The sequence below is a fragment of the Enterobacter cloacae complex sp. SHL022 genome, assembly GCF_049237785.1.
In the GTDB taxonomy this organism is placed as follows: domain Bacteria; phylum Pseudomonadota; class Gammaproteobacteria; order Enterobacterales; family Enterobacteriaceae; genus Enterobacter; species Enterobacter hormaechei_C.
In genome coordinates, this window is sequence record NZ_JBMKJH010000001.1 from 724,945 (window position 1) to 741,515 (window position 16,571).

14 protein-coding genes and 1 tRNA gene are annotated in these 16,571 nt (G+C 53.9%); 9 read left to right on the top strand and 6 right to left on the bottom strand.

Annotated elements, in window-relative coordinates; genetic code table 11:
- Positions 1 to 9: 9 nt before the first annotated feature.
- Positions 10 to 762: a phospholipid-binding lipoprotein MlaA gene (gene mlaA, locus ACOTZD_RS03390; protein WP_003861365.1), complete on the bottom strand. Its 753-nt coding sequence runs from the start codon at positions 760 to 762 to the stop codon at positions 10 to 12.
- A gap of 314 nt (positions 763 to 1,076) precedes the next feature.
- On the opposite strand from mlaA, the gene ACOTZD_RS03395 reads away from it, so the two are divergent.
- Both ACOTZD_RS03395 and ACOTZD_RS03400 read left to right on the top strand, forming a co-directional pair.
- Positions 1,077 to 2,006 carry a formate/nitrite transporter family protein gene (locus ACOTZD_RS03395; protein ID WP_003861364.1) on the top strand — a complete coding sequence of 310 codons (930 nt, stop codon included), beginning with the start codon at positions 1,077 to 1,079 and terminating at the stop codon, positions 2,004 to 2,006.
- Between the two features lie 75 nt (positions 2,007 to 2,081).
- Positions 2,082 to 2,153 (top strand) — tRNA-Arg (locus ACOTZD_RS03400).
- Between the two features lie 13 nt (positions 2,154 to 2,166).
- Here the strand turns inward: ACOTZD_RS03400 and ACOTZD_RS03405 are convergent.
- Positions 2,167 to 3,546, bottom strand: a complete 1,380-nt coding sequence (locus ACOTZD_RS03405) for a diguanylate cyclase (protein WP_032102748.1) — start codon at positions 3,544 to 3,546, stop codon at positions 2,167 to 2,169.
- A 268-nt stretch (positions 3,547 to 3,814) separates the two neighbouring features.
- On the opposite strand from ACOTZD_RS03405, the gene lpxP reads away from it, so the two are divergent.
- Together lpxP and ypdK are read left to right on the top strand one after the other, a co-directional pair.
- Positions 3,815 to 4,735: a kdo(2)-lipid IV(A) palmitoleoyltransferase gene (gene lpxP / locus ACOTZD_RS03410; RefSeq protein ID WP_086527955.1), complete on the top strand. Its 921-nt coding sequence runs from the start codon at positions 3,815 to 3,817 to the stop codon at positions 4,733 to 4,735.
- A gap of 359 nt (positions 4,736 to 5,094) precedes the next feature.
- Entirely contained in the window at positions 5,095 to 5,166 is a 72-nt protein-coding gene (ypdK, locus tag ACOTZD_RS03415) for a membrane protein YpdK (RefSeq protein ID WP_099458937.1), read from the top strand.
- A gap of 58 nt (positions 5,167 to 5,224) precedes the next feature.
- Here ypdK and alaC read toward each other — a convergent pair whose 3' ends face one another.
- Positions 5,225 to 6,460: an alanine transaminase gene (gene alaC, locus ACOTZD_RS03420; RefSeq protein ID WP_023314600.1), complete on the bottom strand. Its 1,236-nt coding sequence runs from the start codon at positions 6,458 to 6,460 to the stop codon at positions 5,225 to 5,227.
- Positions 6,461 to 6,846: 386 nt separating this feature from the next.
- On the opposite strand from alaC, the gene ACOTZD_RS03425 reads away from it, so the two are divergent.
- Both ACOTZD_RS03425 and ACOTZD_RS03430 read left to right on the top strand, forming a co-directional pair.
- On the top strand, positions 6,847 to 8,544 hold the full coding sequence (locus ACOTZD_RS03425; RefSeq protein ID WP_003861356.1) for a sensor histidine kinase: 1,698 nt from the start codon (positions 6,847 to 6,849) through the stop codon (positions 8,542 to 8,544).
- Between the two features lie 13 nt (positions 8,545 to 8,557).
- A complete protein-coding gene (locus ACOTZD_RS03430) occupies positions 8,558 to 9,289 on the top strand; it encodes a LytR/AlgR family response regulator transcription factor (protein ID WP_023325009.1) in 732 nt (243 codons plus the stop codon).
- 35 nt (positions 9,290 to 9,324) lie between these two features.
- Here ACOTZD_RS03430 and glk read toward each other — a convergent pair whose 3' ends face one another.
- On the bottom strand, positions 9,325 to 10,290 hold the full coding sequence (gene glk, locus ACOTZD_RS03435) for a glucokinase (RefSeq protein ID WP_003861352.1): 966 nt from the start codon (positions 10,288 to 10,290) through the stop codon (positions 9,325 to 9,327).
- Between the two features lie 205 nt (positions 10,291 to 10,495).
- Here glk and ACOTZD_RS03440 point away from each other — a divergent pair, with 205 nt between their 5' ends.
- A complete protein-coding gene (locus ACOTZD_RS03440) occupies positions 10,496 to 11,731 on the top strand; it encodes an ion channel protein (protein WP_003861350.1) in 1,236 nt (411 codons plus the stop codon).
- Here ACOTZD_RS03440 and ipdC read toward each other — a convergent pair whose 3' ends face one another.
- The gene (gene ipdC, locus ACOTZD_RS03445; protein ID WP_022651551.1) at positions 11,732 to 13,390 is read right to left on the bottom strand and encodes an indolepyruvate decarboxylase; all 1,659 of its coding nucleotides are present in this window, start codon (positions 13,388 to 13,390) and stop codon (positions 11,732 to 11,734) included.
- A 186-nt stretch (positions 13,391 to 13,576) separates the two neighbouring features.
- On the opposite strand from ipdC, the gene mgrA reads away from it, so the two are divergent.
- Complete coding sequence (gene mgrA, locus ACOTZD_RS03450; protein ID WP_022651552.1) at positions 13,577 to 14,575, top strand: L-glyceraldehyde 3-phosphate reductase; 999 nt, start codon at positions 13,577 to 13,579, stop codon at positions 14,573 to 14,575.
- Positions 14,576 to 14,701: 126 nt separating this feature from the next.
- The gene (ypeC, locus tag ACOTZD_RS03455) at positions 14,702 to 15,049 is read left to right on the top strand and encodes a DUF2502 domain-containing protein YpeC (RefSeq protein ID WP_003861345.1); all 348 of its coding nucleotides are present in this window, start codon (positions 14,702 to 14,704) and stop codon (positions 15,047 to 15,049) included.
- A 33-nt stretch (positions 15,050 to 15,082) separates the two neighbouring features.
- On the opposite strand, the gene ACOTZD_RS03460 is transcribed toward ypeC, so the two are convergent.
- Entirely contained in the window at positions 15,083 to 16,321 is a 1,239-nt protein-coding gene (locus ACOTZD_RS03460; RefSeq protein ID WP_003861343.1) for an Nramp family divalent metal transporter, read from the bottom strand.
- Between the last annotated feature and the right edge of the window lie 250 nt (positions 16,322 to 16,571).

Consider the following 16,571-nt stretch of genomic DNA (forward strand, 5'->3'; position numbering starts at 1 on the left):
CTTTTTTATTTATTCCGAATCGATATCTTTTAATTCGTTCTCGATGGCTTTCGCGTTCGGATTATCTTCCGGCTTCAGCTTACCGCCGTTGGCAATAAAGTCATGGTTCTGGAAGTAGGCCTCGCGGACCATGATGTACGGATCGGAAGACTGACGCAGCAGACCGTCAGAGTCCAGCAGTTGCGCACGTGTTTCAATTCCTTCCACGGTCCATTTACCAATCGACAGCGGCCAGGTGAGCCATGACAGCACCGGATACAACGTATCCACCATGTCGCCGCCATCATCACGCACGGTAAAGCTGCCGTAGAATGGCAGGTGCACATACGGCCCATAACCTACGCCATAATGCCCCAGCGTGCTGCCGAAACGGTGCGGCTGTTCACGCTGTAATTTCGGGTTCGCCATGCCCGCGACATCAATTAAGCCGCCCATACCCAGCAGGGAGTTCAGGAAGAAGCGGGTGAAATGCACCATCCCCTGATACGGGTCGCCCTGGAGGAAATAGTTGACCATAACCGCTGGCTCTTCCAGGTTACTGGTAAAGTTGCTCAGCCCGTTACGCGCCGGCTGCGGAACGTAGTCACGCCATGCCACGGCAACCGGACGAACCAGATACGGATCCAGCACATTATAGTTAAAGCTGTACATTGAACGGTTAAATCCTTCGAGAGGATCGGAGCGTCCCGTTTGCTCGCCAGAGCTGGCGCAGCCCACAAGCATTGTTACGCCCAGCGCAAGCGCCGACAGCCGAAGCTTCATAAATTTCTCCCTGTTCAATATGGCTATCGTTGAATGCCATCTGTGACGGAGCCGGTGATGCTCCGCCTGAAACGTGCAAGTGATTGTAACAGCACGCTTACCGATGTCTACGAGGACAATGACGACCCGCTCGCGTCATCACGCTAATTTCAGCATAGCCTGTCTTTCAGAATTCGTTTCGCTGGCAATTTTATATTGGCTTTGAAAGAGATGTCTCACCTTTATTGCCATTTACAGCAATTTAAGAGCATCCCCACGGGCAAGGCGCTAAAAGCCGCTACGCTTAAATGAGCAATTACCCCGAAGGAGCTGTTATGAAAGACATTAACGAAGAAAAAATTGGCGAGAACAATGAAGAACTTGAGATTGAAAGTGAGGAGAAAGACCGGGGAGAAGAGATAGAAGTCGATGAAGATCGCCTGCCGTCACGCGCCATGGCTATTCATGAGCATATTCGCCAGGACGGGGAAAAAGAGATGGAGCGCGACGCGATGGCCCTGCTGTGGTCAGCCATTGCAGCCGGTCTGTCAATGGGCGCCTCTTTGCTCGCCAAAGGGATATTTCACGTTCAGCTGGAAGGCGTACCGGGCGGGTTTTTGCTGGAAAATTTAGGCTACACGTTCGGCTTTATTATCGTCATTATGGCGCGACAGCAGCTTTTTACGGAGAATACCGTCACTGCCGTACTGCCCGTCATGCAAAATCCGACCCTCGGTAATTTCGGTTTACTGATGCGCCTGTGGAGCGTCGTGCTGCTGGGGAACCTCATCGGTACGGGTATAGCCGCCTGGGCGTTCGAGTATATGCCAATATTTGATGAACCGACCCGCGACGCATTTGTGAAAATTGGCATGGATGTGATGAAAAACACGCCGGTTGAAATGTTCTCTAATGCCATAATTTCCGGCTGGATCATCGCCACTATGGTGTGGATGTTCCCCTCAGCGGGCAGCGCGAAAATCGTGGTGATTATCCTGATGACCTGGCTTATCGCACTCGCCGATACCACGCACATTGTTGTCGGAACCGTTGAAATCCTTTATCTGGTATTTAACGGCACACTCCACTGGAGCGACTTTTTCTGGCCGTTCGCCCTGCCAACCCTCGCAGGCAACATTTGTGGCGGGACCTTTATCTTTGCGCTGTTGAGCCATGCGCAAATCCGTAACGACATGTCCAACAAGCGTAAGGCCGAGCTTAAGGCTCAGGAAAAAAAGGATAAAACTGCCGAAAAATCGGCGTGAACGGTGACTCTTTGACCAGTCAGGCGGCAATGCGCTTAACGAAAAGTGTAAATAACGCTATACTCTTGCCGCTTCGTCCCCTTAGTTAAATGGATATAACGAGCCCCTCCTAAGGGCTAGTTGCAGGTTCGATTCCTGCAGGGGACACTTCTGTCTTTCCTTACGCCCCCTTCCAAAGCTCCACGCAGTTTCGGCCACGCCGTTTCGCGCCGTATAAGGCTTCATCCGCCGCCTGAATCAATCGCTCGTAATCGGGATGCCCGTTGAACATCGCCACGCCTATCGAGAGGGAGAGCGGGATAATATCGCCGGTTGGGGAGTTAACCTTGATTTTTTCCACCCGCCTGCGGATACGCTCGGCGATTCGCAGCGCGTCCACCTCTGAGATTTCCGTTAGCACAATCAGAAATTCATCGCCGCCGTAGCGAAAAACGTAATCACAGGTTCGCACGTTGTCGTAGAACGCGCCGGAGACTTTTCGCAGGATCTCGTCCCCGGTATTGTGCCCCCAGGTATCGTTGATTTGTTTAAATTTGTCGACGTCAATCAGCAGCGTCGAGAGCTTTGTTCCCGCCCGGGTGGCGTGCAGGATTTCGCGTTTGAAGATGGTTGGCAGGAAACGGCGATTCAACAGGCGGGTCAGGACATCAACCCCCACCTCGTGTCGCGACACTTCGTCAAACAGTTCGCGCAAAAGCGTGATGATTTGCGAGAGCGTATTACGCATTCGCTGCAAGAATTTATCCCGCTGCGCTTTATCACTCAGACCCTGCCCTGCAAGACGGACCTCGTTAAAAAGGTCATCGAATTCCTGAATCAGACGAGAGATATGACCGGCCTCAGCGATCCCGCTGAAATAGTGCCGACCTTTATGGCTAAACCACAGTCCAAATTCAGACTGCCCCAGCGGCAGACTGTTGCCGATACTGGAATTAAGCGTGATCTTATACAGAAGCACCATTTCCCATGACAGCAGCGCCGCGGTCTGTCTCTCCTTCTCCTCTTCTGCGTTCTCCATTAAGGAAAAGATGCGGTAATTTTCGTCCTCTTTCGCCGCATTGTTCTCGCTAAATACATAGGCCCGCGACATCACTTCCATGGCCAGATCGATACTGTTAATCGCGTAGTGATAAATATGCAGCTTCACCTCAGGCGAATGGGCGCTGGTAGTAATGACAGGTAACAGCAGCTTTTTCAGAACACGGAAGCCCATTTCAACTAAATCAACCGAAATACCAATACGGGCATGAACATCCGCAGCGCGCTGCTGCGCCCGCATCTGCTCTTCAACCTGCTCCACACGGCATGAGAGCACATCAATAAGCCAGCGACGAAGCGCCTCCTGAAGCTGCCTCTCCACCTGTTCGGTGGTCAGGAATTCAGCTGCCGACGGATCTGCCAGCACAACACGATAGAATTCAGCGACCAGGGGCGTTGCGTTGTCCCTGGCAAGCTCAGTCGCAAGCCGATGCACATCGGGATCGGTTTCATTAATTAGCTTCACCCACTCTTCTTTCACCGTTTGCAGGTAGGTTTCCATGGTCTGCACCTTCAGGAGGCATGCGGGAACGCAGATTTAACAATAGCAAAATCAAACCACTCCGCAATTGCCGCTTTTTTAAACAAAAACGAGTGATAGCTCATAATGTATAACGGTGCTACATTATGCCGCCCACCCAAGTCAGCAATGGCCAGGCAACGTCGTAAAGAACGGTAAAGCCTGCAACCATGACCTCGTCCTACGGTCTTAATGGCACGTGGTATCGCGAAGTCTGCGCTACCTTCACAGGCTTTACATAGGTTCCACTATTTTGTCTCAATCCAAATTTCAGCGGGCGTTTCTGCACCCGCGCTACTGGTTTACGTGGTTTGGCCTTGGCGTACTTTGGCTGCTGGTTCAACTTCCTTATCCCGTGATCCGTTTCCTGGGTTCGAAGCTCGGCAGCGCATCGCGTCACTTCCTTAAGCGTCGTGAGTCCATTGCCCGAAAAAATCTCGAGCTTTGCTTTCCGCATTACAATGCGCAGCAGCGCGAAACGCTGATTGCGGAAAACTTTAAATCTATCGGTATGGCGCTGCTTGAAACCGGTATGGCCTGGTTCTGGCCAGACGAGCGTGTCCGTAAATGGTTTGACGTGGAAGGTCTGGATAACCTGAAACGTGCCCAGATGCAAAACCGCGGCGTGATGGTTGTGGGTGTGCATTTTATGTCGCTTGAGCTGGGTGGCCGCGTTATGGGCCTTTGTCAGCCGATGATGGCAACCTATCGCCCGCATAACAGCGCGCTGATGGAATGGGTACAAACGCGGGGCCGCATGCGTTCAAATAAGGCGATGATCAGCCGTAACAATTTGCGCGGTATGGTTGGCGCCCTGAAAAAAGGTGAAGCCGTCTGGTTTGCCCCGGATCAGGACTACGGTCCTAAAGGCAGCAGCTTTGCCCCTTTCTTTGCGGTTAAAGATGTCGCTACGACGAACGGTACCTTTGTGATTTCACGTCTCTCAGGCGCCGCGATGTTGACGGTGACCATGGTCAGAAAAGCGGATAAGTCAGGCTATCGTCTGCATATCTCCCCAGAGATGGCGAACTATCCTGAAGATGAGAGTGAAGCCGCGACCTTTATCAATAAGGTGATTGAGTTTGAGATTATGCGTGCGCCTGAGCAGTATCTGTGGATGCACCGCCGCTTTAAAACCCGTCCCCTGGGCGAAGCCTCACTCTATATCTGACCCCTTTCGAAGGTTAGTTTCGCTAAGAAACTAACCTTTTCAAACACCTGTAATCACAGTGCGTAACGGCTTTTATCGACCGTCGCTCAACAGGCATTTATTGCGTACCGAAATCAAACTGTCGCCGTTCCACGACACTCGTAAGTGTCGGAAATTATTTAAAAAAATGCCTCTTGTCACTCCTGAAATTTAGGCGTACATTAGCGCCGTCTGGCGACAGGAAAGCACAGAATTCAGAGCTGAAGTTAGCGACGTAACGGGATAATTCCGATTTCCCCTTTCGCATGATTTCAACTCTCTATACTCAGTTGGACTCTGTTTTTTTAATGCGTACCGGAAGATACGCGGAGCGATGAAACGTGAAATATTTCTTTATGGGCATTTCGGTTATTGTTTTAGTTTGGGCCGGAACGTTTGCTCTGATGATCTAGTTAAGAAAATGCAGTCAAAAAAACAGGCGCCGTTGGCGCCTGTTTTTTTTGGGGTCTGTTACGACTCGGGTTGTTCCGCAACGCTCTTCGCTGCAAGCAGGCCATCCGCACGGAACATGCTTTTAATGCCCCGCACTGCCTGACGAATACGGTCGCTGTTTTCAATCAGCGCGAAACGCACATGCGTGTCACCGTAGTCACCAAAGCCAATGCCTGGAGAGACGCAAACCTTCGCATCCTGAAGCAGTTTTTTGGCAAATTCCAGAGAACCCATCGCCGCATACGGCTCGGGGATTTTCGCCCAGACGTACATGGAGGCTTTAGGCATTTCAACCATCCAGCCTGCTTCATGAAGCCCTTTTACCAGCACATCACGACGGCGTTTGTACTGAGCGGCAATATCGAGCACGCACTGCTGATCCCCTTCCAGCGCCGCGATGGCCGCGACCTGTAACGGCGTAAAGGTGCCATAGTCATGGTAGCTTTTAATACGCGCCAGGGCACTCACCAGCGTTTTGTTTCCCACCATAAAACCAATTCGCCAGCCCGCCATGTTGTAGCTTTTCGACAGGGTGAAAAACTCAACCGCCACATCACGGGCACCCGGTACCTGCATAATTGACGGCGCTTTCCAGCCATCATAAACGATATCGGCGTAGGCGAGATCGTGTACCACCAGCACGTCGTAACGCTTAGCCAGCGCGACCACTTTCTCGAAGAATTCGAGTTCAACGCATTGTGCCGTTGGGTTTGACGGGAAACCGAGGATCATCATTTTCGGCTTCGGATAGCTTTCACGAATCGCCCGTTCCAGCTCGTTAAAGAAGTCGACGCCTTCCACCAGCGGGACAGAACGCACCTGCGCCCCGGCAATCACCGCCCCATAGATGTGAATCGGGTAGCTCGGATTCGGCACCAGTACGGTATCGCCGTGATCCAGCGTCGCCAGCATCAGGTGGGCCAGCCCCTCTTTGGAGCCAATGGTCACAATCGCTTCATTTTCAGGATCGATATCGACCTGATAACGATCCTGATACCAGCGGGAGATCGCCCGACGTAAGCGTGGAATGCCGCGTGAGGTGGAATACCCATGGGTATCGGGACGCTGGGCAACCGTGCAGAGTTTCTCAACGATATGCGGCGGCGTTGGGCCGTCAGGGTTACCCATACTGAAATCGATAATGTCTTCGCCGCGCCGACGCGCAGCCATTTTCAGTTCAGCAGTGATATTGAAAACATAAGGGGGGAGACGATCGATACGCGTAAAACGGCGTTCAGGACTGAATTCAGCCATAGATTCCTCAGAGTCACGTTAGCGCCCGGACCGTCCGAGCGACGCTGCCACCCGTGTGGCATGCTTAGAAAATAACCTGAAGAAAAAGACGCTGTCGAGAGGATAACGGCAAAACAATATTTTGCGCTAAAACGGGAATGCGATTGCAGTGAAAAGCGGAACTCCTATCGCGAACAGGCAGTTTTAAGCTCTACAATTTAACACAATATTTTCAGTATCGTTACCTGACGTTTCTCCCCAAACGGAAAAGCGCCGGCTTTCAGTCAAACGCCATCAATCCCCTTTGAGACTTATGGTTTTTCCCCATTTGATAAATCTGATGGATAGCTGGTCATCAGGCCCTATGTTTTCTATCATAGATTTTTCCCGTTTTCCCAGGCCTGACCGTGCACGAAATCTTCAATATGCTCCTCGCGGTGTTCGACCGCGCGGCATTAATGCTGATCTGTCTCTTTTTCCTTATCCGCATCCGCTTGTTCCGCGAACTGTTGCATAAATCTGCCCATTCTCCAAAAGAGCTGCTGGCCGTCACGTTTATCTTTTCGATGTTTGCCCTGTTCAGCACCTGGTCCGGGGTGCCGGTAGAAGGCTCGCTGGTGAACGTGCGCATCATCGCCGTCATGTCGGGCGGGATCCTCTTTGGTCCCTGGGTCGGGATTATCACAGGCATTATCGCTGGCACCCATCGATACCTGATTGATATTGGCGGCGTGACGGCAGTTCCCTGCTTTATCACCAGCATTATTGCCGGGCTGCTCTCGGGCTGGATTAACCGCAAAATCCCGAAAAAGCAGCACTGGCGTGCAGGGATTATCGCGGGGATGGTCTGCGAAACGCTGACCATGATCCTGGTCATCGTCTGGGCGCCAACCGTTGCGCTGGGGCTGGATATCGTCTCGAAGATCGGTATTCCGATGATCCTCGGGAGCGTCTGTATCGGTTTTATCGTGCTGCTGGTGCAAAGCGTGGAAGGTGAAAAAGAGGCCAGCGCCGCGCGTCAGGCCAAGCTGGCGCTGGATATCGCCAACAAGACGCTGCCGCTTTTCCGGCACGTTAACGCCGAATCTTTACGTCAGGTTTGCGATATCATCCGCCGTGATATTCACGCCGATGCGGTCGCTATCACCAATATTGATCACGTGCTGGCTTACGTTGGCGTTGGTGAGCACAATTATCGCGACAGCGACGACACCATCAGCCCGACCACCAGACAGGCGATTAACTACGGAAAAATCATCATTAAAAACAATGACGAAGCCCACCGGACGCCAGAGATCCACTCAATGCTGGTGATCCCGCTGTGGGAAAAAGGCGTGGTCACGGGGACGCTGAAAATTTACTACTGTCATGCGCACCAAATCACCTCCTCGCTCCAGGAGATGGCGATTGGCCTGTCGCAGATCATCTCCACTCAACTAGAGGTTTCGCGTGCAGAGCAGCTGCGCGAGATGGCAAATAAGGCAGAGCTGCGCGCCCTGCAAAGCAAGATCAATCCCCATTTTCTGTTTAACGCGCTGAACGCTATCTCCTCTTCCATCCGTCTGAATCCGGACACCGCGCGGCAGCTGATATTTAATCTGTCGCGCTATCTTCGCTACAACATTGAGCTAAAAGACGACGAGCAGATCGACATCAAAAAAGAGCTGTATCAAATCAAGGATTACATCGCGATCGAGCAGGCTCGCTTTGGCGATAAGCTGACGGTCATTTACGATATTGATGAAGAGGTCAACTGCGTGATCCCAAGCCTGCTGATCCAGCCTCTGGTGGAAAACGCCATTGTTCACGGTATTCAGCCGTGTAAAGGCAAAGGCGTGGTAACAATTAGCGTAACGGAAAGCGGTAACCGCGTGCGTATCGCCGTGCGCGATACCGGGCACGGCATCGATCCGAAAGTTATCGAACGCGTCAAATCAAACGAAATGCCAGGCAACAAGATCGGACTGCTGAATGTGCATCACCGGGTCAAACTGCTGTACGGTGACGGGCTGCATATTCACCGCCTTGAGCCGGGCACCGAAATTGCCTTTTATGTTCCGAATGAGCGAACGCCCGTGAATGCCCCAATATCCTTGTTGCCGTAGGCCGGAGTAACAGATGAAAGTCATCATCGTAGAAGATGAATTTCTGGCTCAACAGGAGTTGAGCTGGCTTATCAAAACCCACAGCCAGATGGAGATTGTTGGCTGTTTTGAGGATGGTCTGGACGTGCTGAAATTTTTACAGCATAACCGGGTCGACGCGATATTCCTCGATATTAATATTCCGTCGCTGGACGGCGTCCTGCTGGCGCAAAATATCAATCAGTTCGCCCACAAGCCGTTTATTGTGTTTGTCACCGCGTGGAAAGAGCATGCCGTGGAGGCCTTCGAGCTTGAGGCGTTTGACTATATTCTAAAGCCGTACCAGGAGTCGCGTATTATCAGCATGCTGCATAAGCTGGAAGCCGCGTGGCAGCAGCAGTCCTTACCCGCCAGTGCCAGCCCGGTAGCGCGGGAAAACGACACAATTAATCTGGTGAAGGACGAACGGATCATCGTCACGCCTGTCGACGATATTTACTATGCCGAAGCGCATGAAAAAATGACGTTTGTCTATACGCGGCGTGAATCCTACGTCATGGCGATGAACATCACCGAATTCTGCAATAAACTCCCGGCCGCCCACTTCTTCCGCTGCCACCGCTCGTTCTGCGTCAACCTGAACAAGATCCGCGAAATCGAACCCTGGTTTAACAACACCTATATATTGCGGCTGAAGGATCTGGATTTTCAGGTGCCGGTAAGCCGCAGCAGAGTGAAAGAGTTCCGCCAGCTCATGCACCTGTAGCACGTTCCCTCTCCCGCAGGAGAGGGAAATGAGCGTCAGAGGATCTGACCAAGAACCTGACGCAGATGCGCGCCGGATCCCAGTAAGCCTGGGTTGTCGTGGACAATCAGGTAAACAGGAATGTCCTGGACATAGCTCCTGAAGCGGCCTTTGTCTTCGAAGCCGCCACGGAAGCCGGAGGCGGTAAAGAAATCGAGGAAGCGCGGCACGATCCCGCCCGCAATATAGACCCCGCCAAAGGTGCCAAGGTTCAGCGCCAGGTTGCCGCCAAAACGCCCCATGATGACGCAGAACAGCGACAAAGCACGGCGGCAGTCAATACAGCTGTCGGCCAGCGCGCGTTCGGTCACATCTTTCGGTTGCAGATTTTCCGGCAGACGACCGTCTGATTTGACAATCGCCCGATACAGGTTCACCAGACCCGGACCAGAAAGCACCCGCTCGGCCGACACGTGACCAATCTCGGCGCGTAGCTCCTCAAGAATAATGCCCTCTTCTTCGCTGTTCGGCGCAAAATCCACGTGACCGCCCTCGCCCGGCAGGCTGACCCAGCGTTTGTCGACGTGGACCAGGTGCGCCACCCCCAGACCGGTTCCCGCGCCGTAAACGGCAATCGGTTTGCCTTCAACCGGGGCCGTACCGCCGAACTGAATCAGATGCTCTGGTTTAAGCATTGGGATAGCCATGGAAACCGCAGTGAAGTCGTTGATAATTTCAAGGTGCGAGAAGCCGAGGTTTTTCCGCATTTCGGCAATTGAGAAGGCCCACGTGTGGTTGGTCATCGCCACCCAGTCGCCGGTAATCGGACAGGCGATGGCGATACAACCGTCTTCAACGCTCACTTTATGCTCTTCCAGATAGACGCGAACCACCGCTTCCAGGCTTGGGTAATCCAGCCCTGAATAGGTTTTCGCCTGAGAAATTTCACCGCTGTTCACATCGCACAGGGCAAGGCGCGCGTTGGTGCCGCCTACATCACCTACCAAAGCATACTTTGTCATTCTTCTACTGCTCCGCTAAAGTCAGAATAAATCTTTGGGACACTGTAAATTCAAGGCGTGATAACAACAACGACCAGAAGGTGACTGCCCATGGATTATCGATCTTCGTCACATAATAACTTTACCGTTTCAGCACCTTTTGCACTATTGCCACAATGCTGATTGTGCAAAGTAATGTTAAGCCGTTTTGTACAAGGAAATCATCATGCTCCATCCGCGAGCCAGAACCATGCTGTTATTGGCTGTCCCGGCGCTGATTATTGGCGTGGCGTCGAGCCTGGTGCTCATCGTCGTCATGAAAGTGGCGGCGGTGCTGCAAACGATTTTATGGACCGCGCTTCCGGTAAAACTCGGCATCAGCATTGACTCGCCGGGCTGGATCATGGTGATGCTGACCCTGACCGGGATTGCCGTAGGGCTGGTGATCCGCTATAGCCCGGGCCATGCCGGGCCGGACCCGGCACTGGAACCCTTGATTGGCGCGCCTGTCTCCCCCTCGGCTCTGCCGGGGCTTATCATCGCGCTGATAATCGGTCTTGCGGGCGGCGTAAGCCTCGGGCCTGAACATCCCATTATGGCGGTGAATATCGCGCTGGCGGTCTTTCTGGGGGCGCGTCTTTTCCCGCGCGTTGGCGCGCTGGACTGGACGATCCTGGCCTCCGCTGGCACCATCGGGGCGCTGTTTGGCACTCCGGTCGCGGCTGCGCTCATTTTTTCGCAAACGCTCAGCAGTGATCATGAGGTGCCGCTTTGGGATAAACTCTTCGCGCCGCTAATGGCCGCCGCTGCGGGAGCCCTCACCACCAGCCTGTTTTTCCATCCCCATTTTTCACTCTCCATTCCCCACTACGGCCAGATGCAACTCACCGATATTTTCAGCGGCGCCGTCGTCGTCGCGATCGCCATTGCGTTGGGGATGGTCGCGGTGTGGTGTCTTCCTCGCCTGCATCGCCTGATGCACAGGCTGAAGCATCCGGTGCTGATTCTGGGCATGGGGGGTTTTATTCTGGGCGTTTTAGGCGCTATCGGCGGGACGGTTACGCTGTTTAAGGGTCTGGACGAGATGCAGCAGCTGGCCTTCAGCCAGGTCTTCAGCGTCTCAGATTATCTGCTGTTCGCGCTGGTGAAACTGGCGGCGCTGGTGGTCGCGGCGGCCTGTGGTTTCCGGGGAGGTCGTATCTTCCCGGCGGTATTTGTTGGCGTCGCGCTGGGGCTGATGCTGCATGAGCACGTTGACGCTGTCCCTGCGGCGATTACCGTCTCCTGCTCCATTCTGGGGCTGGTACTGGTGGTCACGCGCGATGCGTGGCTGAGCCTGTTTATGGCGGCCGTTGTCGTGCCGGATACCACGCTTCTGCCGCTGCTCTGTATCGTGATGTTGCCCGCCTGGCTCCTGCTGGCGGGCAAACCGATGCTGATGGCATGGCGAAACGACAGGTAATCAGGCGTTATTGCGCGCCTCCAGCGCTTTGGTCAGCGCGCTCAGCAGCGGCGGAATATCGGCTTTCGGCAGCATGACCTCGATCAGCGAAAGCCGCTCATGGTGTGCCACTTTATCCAGCACCTCCGCCAGCGCTTCCGCTTCGCTGACGCGCCAGCACTCTGCCTGAGGCGCCAGGCTCAGCGCCTGCGGTATCTGCGTCCAGTTCCAGAGGGCAATATCGTTATAGCGCTGCTCCGGCCCGTGGATGGCCCTTTCCACCGTGTATCCTTCGTTGTTAAGCACCAGAATAATCGGGCGCTGCTTGTCGCGCAGCATCGATCCCAGCTCCTGAATGGTCAACTGCGCGGCGCCGTCGCCCGTCAGGACAATCACGCGTCGATTCGGACACGCCGTTTGCGCGCCAAACGCCGCCGCCAGCGTGTAGCCAATCGATCCCCACAGCGGCTGGACGATAAAGTTCACGTCCGCCGGTAAACGCAGATCGATAGCGCCGAAAGCAGACGTCCCCTGGTCAGCCAGAATAATGTCTCCGGGGCGAATAAACGTTTGCAGGGTACGCCAGAAGCTCTCCTGAGTCAGCGCCCCTTCAATAGTCGGGAACGAAAAGCCGCTGTGATCCGATGGCGCTCGCGTATCACGAACATAGGTTTTACACAGCGCTGTCAGCGTTTCAATGGCCTCCCTCATCGGGATACCCGTAAACCAGACGTCGCCGACGCGGGACGCGTGGGGCTGAACCTCTATCGTCTGGTCTGGCGTAAGCTGGTGGGTAAATCCGGCAGTGAGCGTATCGGTAAAGCGCGTGCCAATGCACAGCACCGTATCAGCACCCTCGATGGCCTCTTTGACCGGCGCGGCGCTCGCCGATCCGCTGTAGGTGCCGTAAAAACCGCTCTGTCGTTCGTCAAAAATGCCCTTGCCCATCAGCATGGTGGCGTGTGCCATCGGCACCTCTTTCACCCACGTCTGAAGGGCCGCGCGCAGACCGTGGCGGAGTACCAGGAAGTCCGCTAACAGCGCGGTGCGTTTGCTCGTAGACAAGCGCTTTTCGGCAGCCTCACGGAACGCCTGCAAGCAGGCTGAATCGGCCGGTGCGGGGTTAACAGTGAGAGCGCTTACAGGAGGTGTAGCGGCTTTTTTCGCCACATCGGCGGGCAGCATCAGATAGCCCGGACGGCGCTCCCGCAGCATGGTGGTCAGGACTCTGTCAATTTCATAGCAGGCGTTTTGTTCCGTAAGCACCGCCTGCGCAACGGTGATGGGTTCGCTCATATGATAGAAGTGGCGGAACTCGCCGTCGCCCAACGTATGGTGCAGTAACTCTCCTCGCTGCTGCGCCGCCATACCCGGGGCCCCTACAATATGGAGGACGGGAACATGTTCGGCAAAGCTGCCCGCCACACCGTTCATGGCGCTTAACTCCCCAACGCCGAATGTCGTCAGGAGTGCGGCAAAGCCCTTACAGCGGGCATAGCCGTCTGCGGCGTAAGACGCGTTCAGTTCGTTGGCACAGCCCACCCAGCAGATGTCCGGGCTGTCTATCACGTGATCGAGAAATTGCAGGTTATAGTCGCCCGGCACGCCAAACAGATGATCGGCACCACAATCTGTTAGTCGGTCCAGCAGGTAATCGGCGACGCAATAGGGGGTACGCATATTATAAGTGTCCTTCTGACGTTGACCTCACTCTGAGTATTAAATAAGCGTGAAGCGTGTCCAGAATTGACGACAATCAGGGGCTGGAAAGAATGCTTTACGAAAAAAGCTGCGCTATGCTCATTTTCTTCAGATTAGTGTAAACGTATACACGGATGTTTCTTTCCAGCGCCAGAGGTCTCACAAATGGGTTATCAGCCTGACAAAAATCGTTATCAGACAATGCAATATCGCCGCTGTGGGCAAAGCGGTCTTAAGCTTCCCGCCATCTCGTTGGGGCTGTGGCATAATTTTGGCGACGCGACGTTGCTCGAAAACAGCCGTCAACTTTTACAGCGTGCTTTCAATTTGGGTATTACGCATTTTGACCTTGCCAATAATTACGGCCCGCCTCCTGGTTCGGCCGAACGTAATTTTGGGCGCATTTTGCAGGAGGATTTCCTGCCCTGGCGCGATGAGCTGATCATCTCCACTAAAGCGGGCTACACCATGTGGGACGGGCCTTACGGTGACTGGGGCTCGCGTAAATATCTGATCGCAAGCCTGGACCAGAGCCTCAAGCGTATGGGGCTGGAGTATGTCGATATCTTCTATCACCACCGCCCGGATCCACACACGCCGCTACGTGAAACCATGAAAGCGCTTGACCATGTGGTGCGTCAGGGCAAAGCGCTGTACATCGGTCTGTCCAACTACCCGGCAGAAATGGCACGGCAGGCGATTGAAATAATGGAGGATCTGGGCACGCCATGTTTGATCCACCAGCCGAAGTACTCCATGTTTGAACGTGCGCCTGAAGAGGGGTTGCTGGACGTGTTGCAGCAAAAAGGGGTGGGATGTATCCCCTTCTCTCCACTGGCGGGCGGACAGTTGACCGATCGCTATCTGAACGGCATCCCAGCGGATTCTCGCGCAGCAAGCGGCAGTAAGTTCCTTAATCCGGAACAGATCACCGACAAAAAGCTGGAAAAGGTACGTAAGCTGAATGCGCTGGCGGAAAAACGGGGGCAAAAGCTGTCGCAAATGGCACTGGCCTGGATCCTGCGCCACGATGCGGTGACATCCGTGCTCATCGGCGCAAGCAAGACCGGACAAATTGATGATGCAGCAGGCGTGCTTGAAAATTGTCGGTTCACGGCAGAAGAGCTCAAGACGATAGATACGATCCTGTCCAGTTCAGATTAAAAACACTTTTAGCAAAAAGTGCTCTCGTTCATGATTTAGGAGTTGAGGCGATGAAACGAATGTTTACCAACTCGTAAAATTGCGTTAACAGGTCGCACAGCGGCCCCGATCGTGAAGGAGAAGAGTATGTTCAGGTCACTGATTCTTGCAGCGGTATTACTGGCTTCGGCCCCGCTGGTCGCCAATGCGGGCGAAATCACCCTGTTGCCATCGATTAAATTACAAATTGGCGATCGTGATGACTACGGCAGATACTGGGACGGTGGCTACTGGCGCGACCGTGACTACTGGCATCGCCATTATGAATGGCGTCAAAACCGCTGGTGGAAACACGATAACGGCTATCACCGTGGCTGGGATAAGCGTAAGGCTTACGAACGCGGCTACCGCGAAGGCTGGAAAGATCGTGACGACCGCCGTGGCGGCTGGGGTCACGGAAAAGGCAGAGGCCACGGTCACGGCCATCACCATTAACAACAAAAAGGAGCCTTCCGGCTCCTTTTTCTTTTACAGGCCTGCGGCTGTGCCTATCAGCAACCACAAGTTTAACGCCACCACCACGACCACAATGGCCCACCCGGCGCGTTTCACCCACGTCGAATTCACCAGATCGCCCATCAGTGATTTGTTGCTGGTGAAGATCAGCAGCGGCACCAGCGCCAGCGCAATCCCGAAACTCAGCAGCACCTGACTCATCACCAGAATGCGGGTCGGATCCAGCCCCATCAGGATCACAACAAAGGAAGGCAGCATCGTGACCGAGCGGCGAACCCACAGCGGAATATGGAAACGTACGAACCCCTGCATCACCACCTGCCCGGCCAGTGTCCCCACAACCGTAGATGAAAGGCCCGCAGCAACCAGGCTTAAACCAAAAATAGTGGCAGCGGCATGACTCAGCAACGGCTCCAGCGTCAGGTAAGCCTGGTCAAGATCGGCAACCCCGGTATGCCCGTTAAAGTGGAACGCGGCGGCGGCGGTGGCCATCATCGCCAGATTCACAAATCCGGCAATGGTCATCGCGATAGCCACATCCCATTTCGAGGCGGAGTAGCGCTCTTTACTCGTCCCGCCATGCAGATTCTGGGTTAATGAAGAGTGTAGATAAATGACGTGCGGCATAATGGTCGCCCCCAGCACCCCGGCAGCCAGAAAAACGGCTTCAGAAGTAGGTAACGACGGGATCACCATCCCTTTCGTCAGCTGCGCCAGATTCGGCTGGGAGAAAATCAGCTCAACAATATAGGCGGCAGCGACGAACAGCAGCAGGCCGCCGATGACTTTCTCCAGCGGTTTTTGCCCCCGCCGCTGGAGCATCAGAATCAGGAAAGTGGCGATACCGGTCAGCACGGCCCCCTGAAGCAGAGAGACGCCCAGAATAAGCTTAAAGCCGATCGCCGCCCCGATAAACTCGGCGAGATCGGTGGCCATGGCGATAATTTCCGCCTGAACCCAGTAAAACCAAACTGCCGGACGTGGATAATGATCGCGGATTTGCTCCGCCAGGTTTTTTCCGGTAGCAATACCCAGCTTCGCGGAGAGCATCTGAATCAGCATCGCCATCAGATTGGCCCAGACCACAACCCACAGCAGTTTATAGCCGAAACTGGCCCCGGCCTGAATGTTGGTCGCAAAATTACCCGGATCGATGTAGCCAATCGCGGCAATGAATGCCGGTCCCATTAATGCGAGCCGCAGCTTGCGTGCCGCTCTGCCGCTGCTACTCTCTACGCGACTATTCGTCATTTCTGCCTCTGGAAATATAGCCTTTGCTATGTTTTATGCTATCAAAATGAGAATGATTATCAAGTTCATTTGAAATGGTTAACATGATTTCTCTGATAGCCAGGAACGATAGACAGGCAGGTGGAGCAAGGTCACAGAATGTGAAAATGCGCAGACATTTGTGAAGCGTAGCACACAAACTTAACTTTTCACTCATTTACCTAACATAACAAAAATGTATTGTTGATCACTATTTTTGAGACTCGTCACA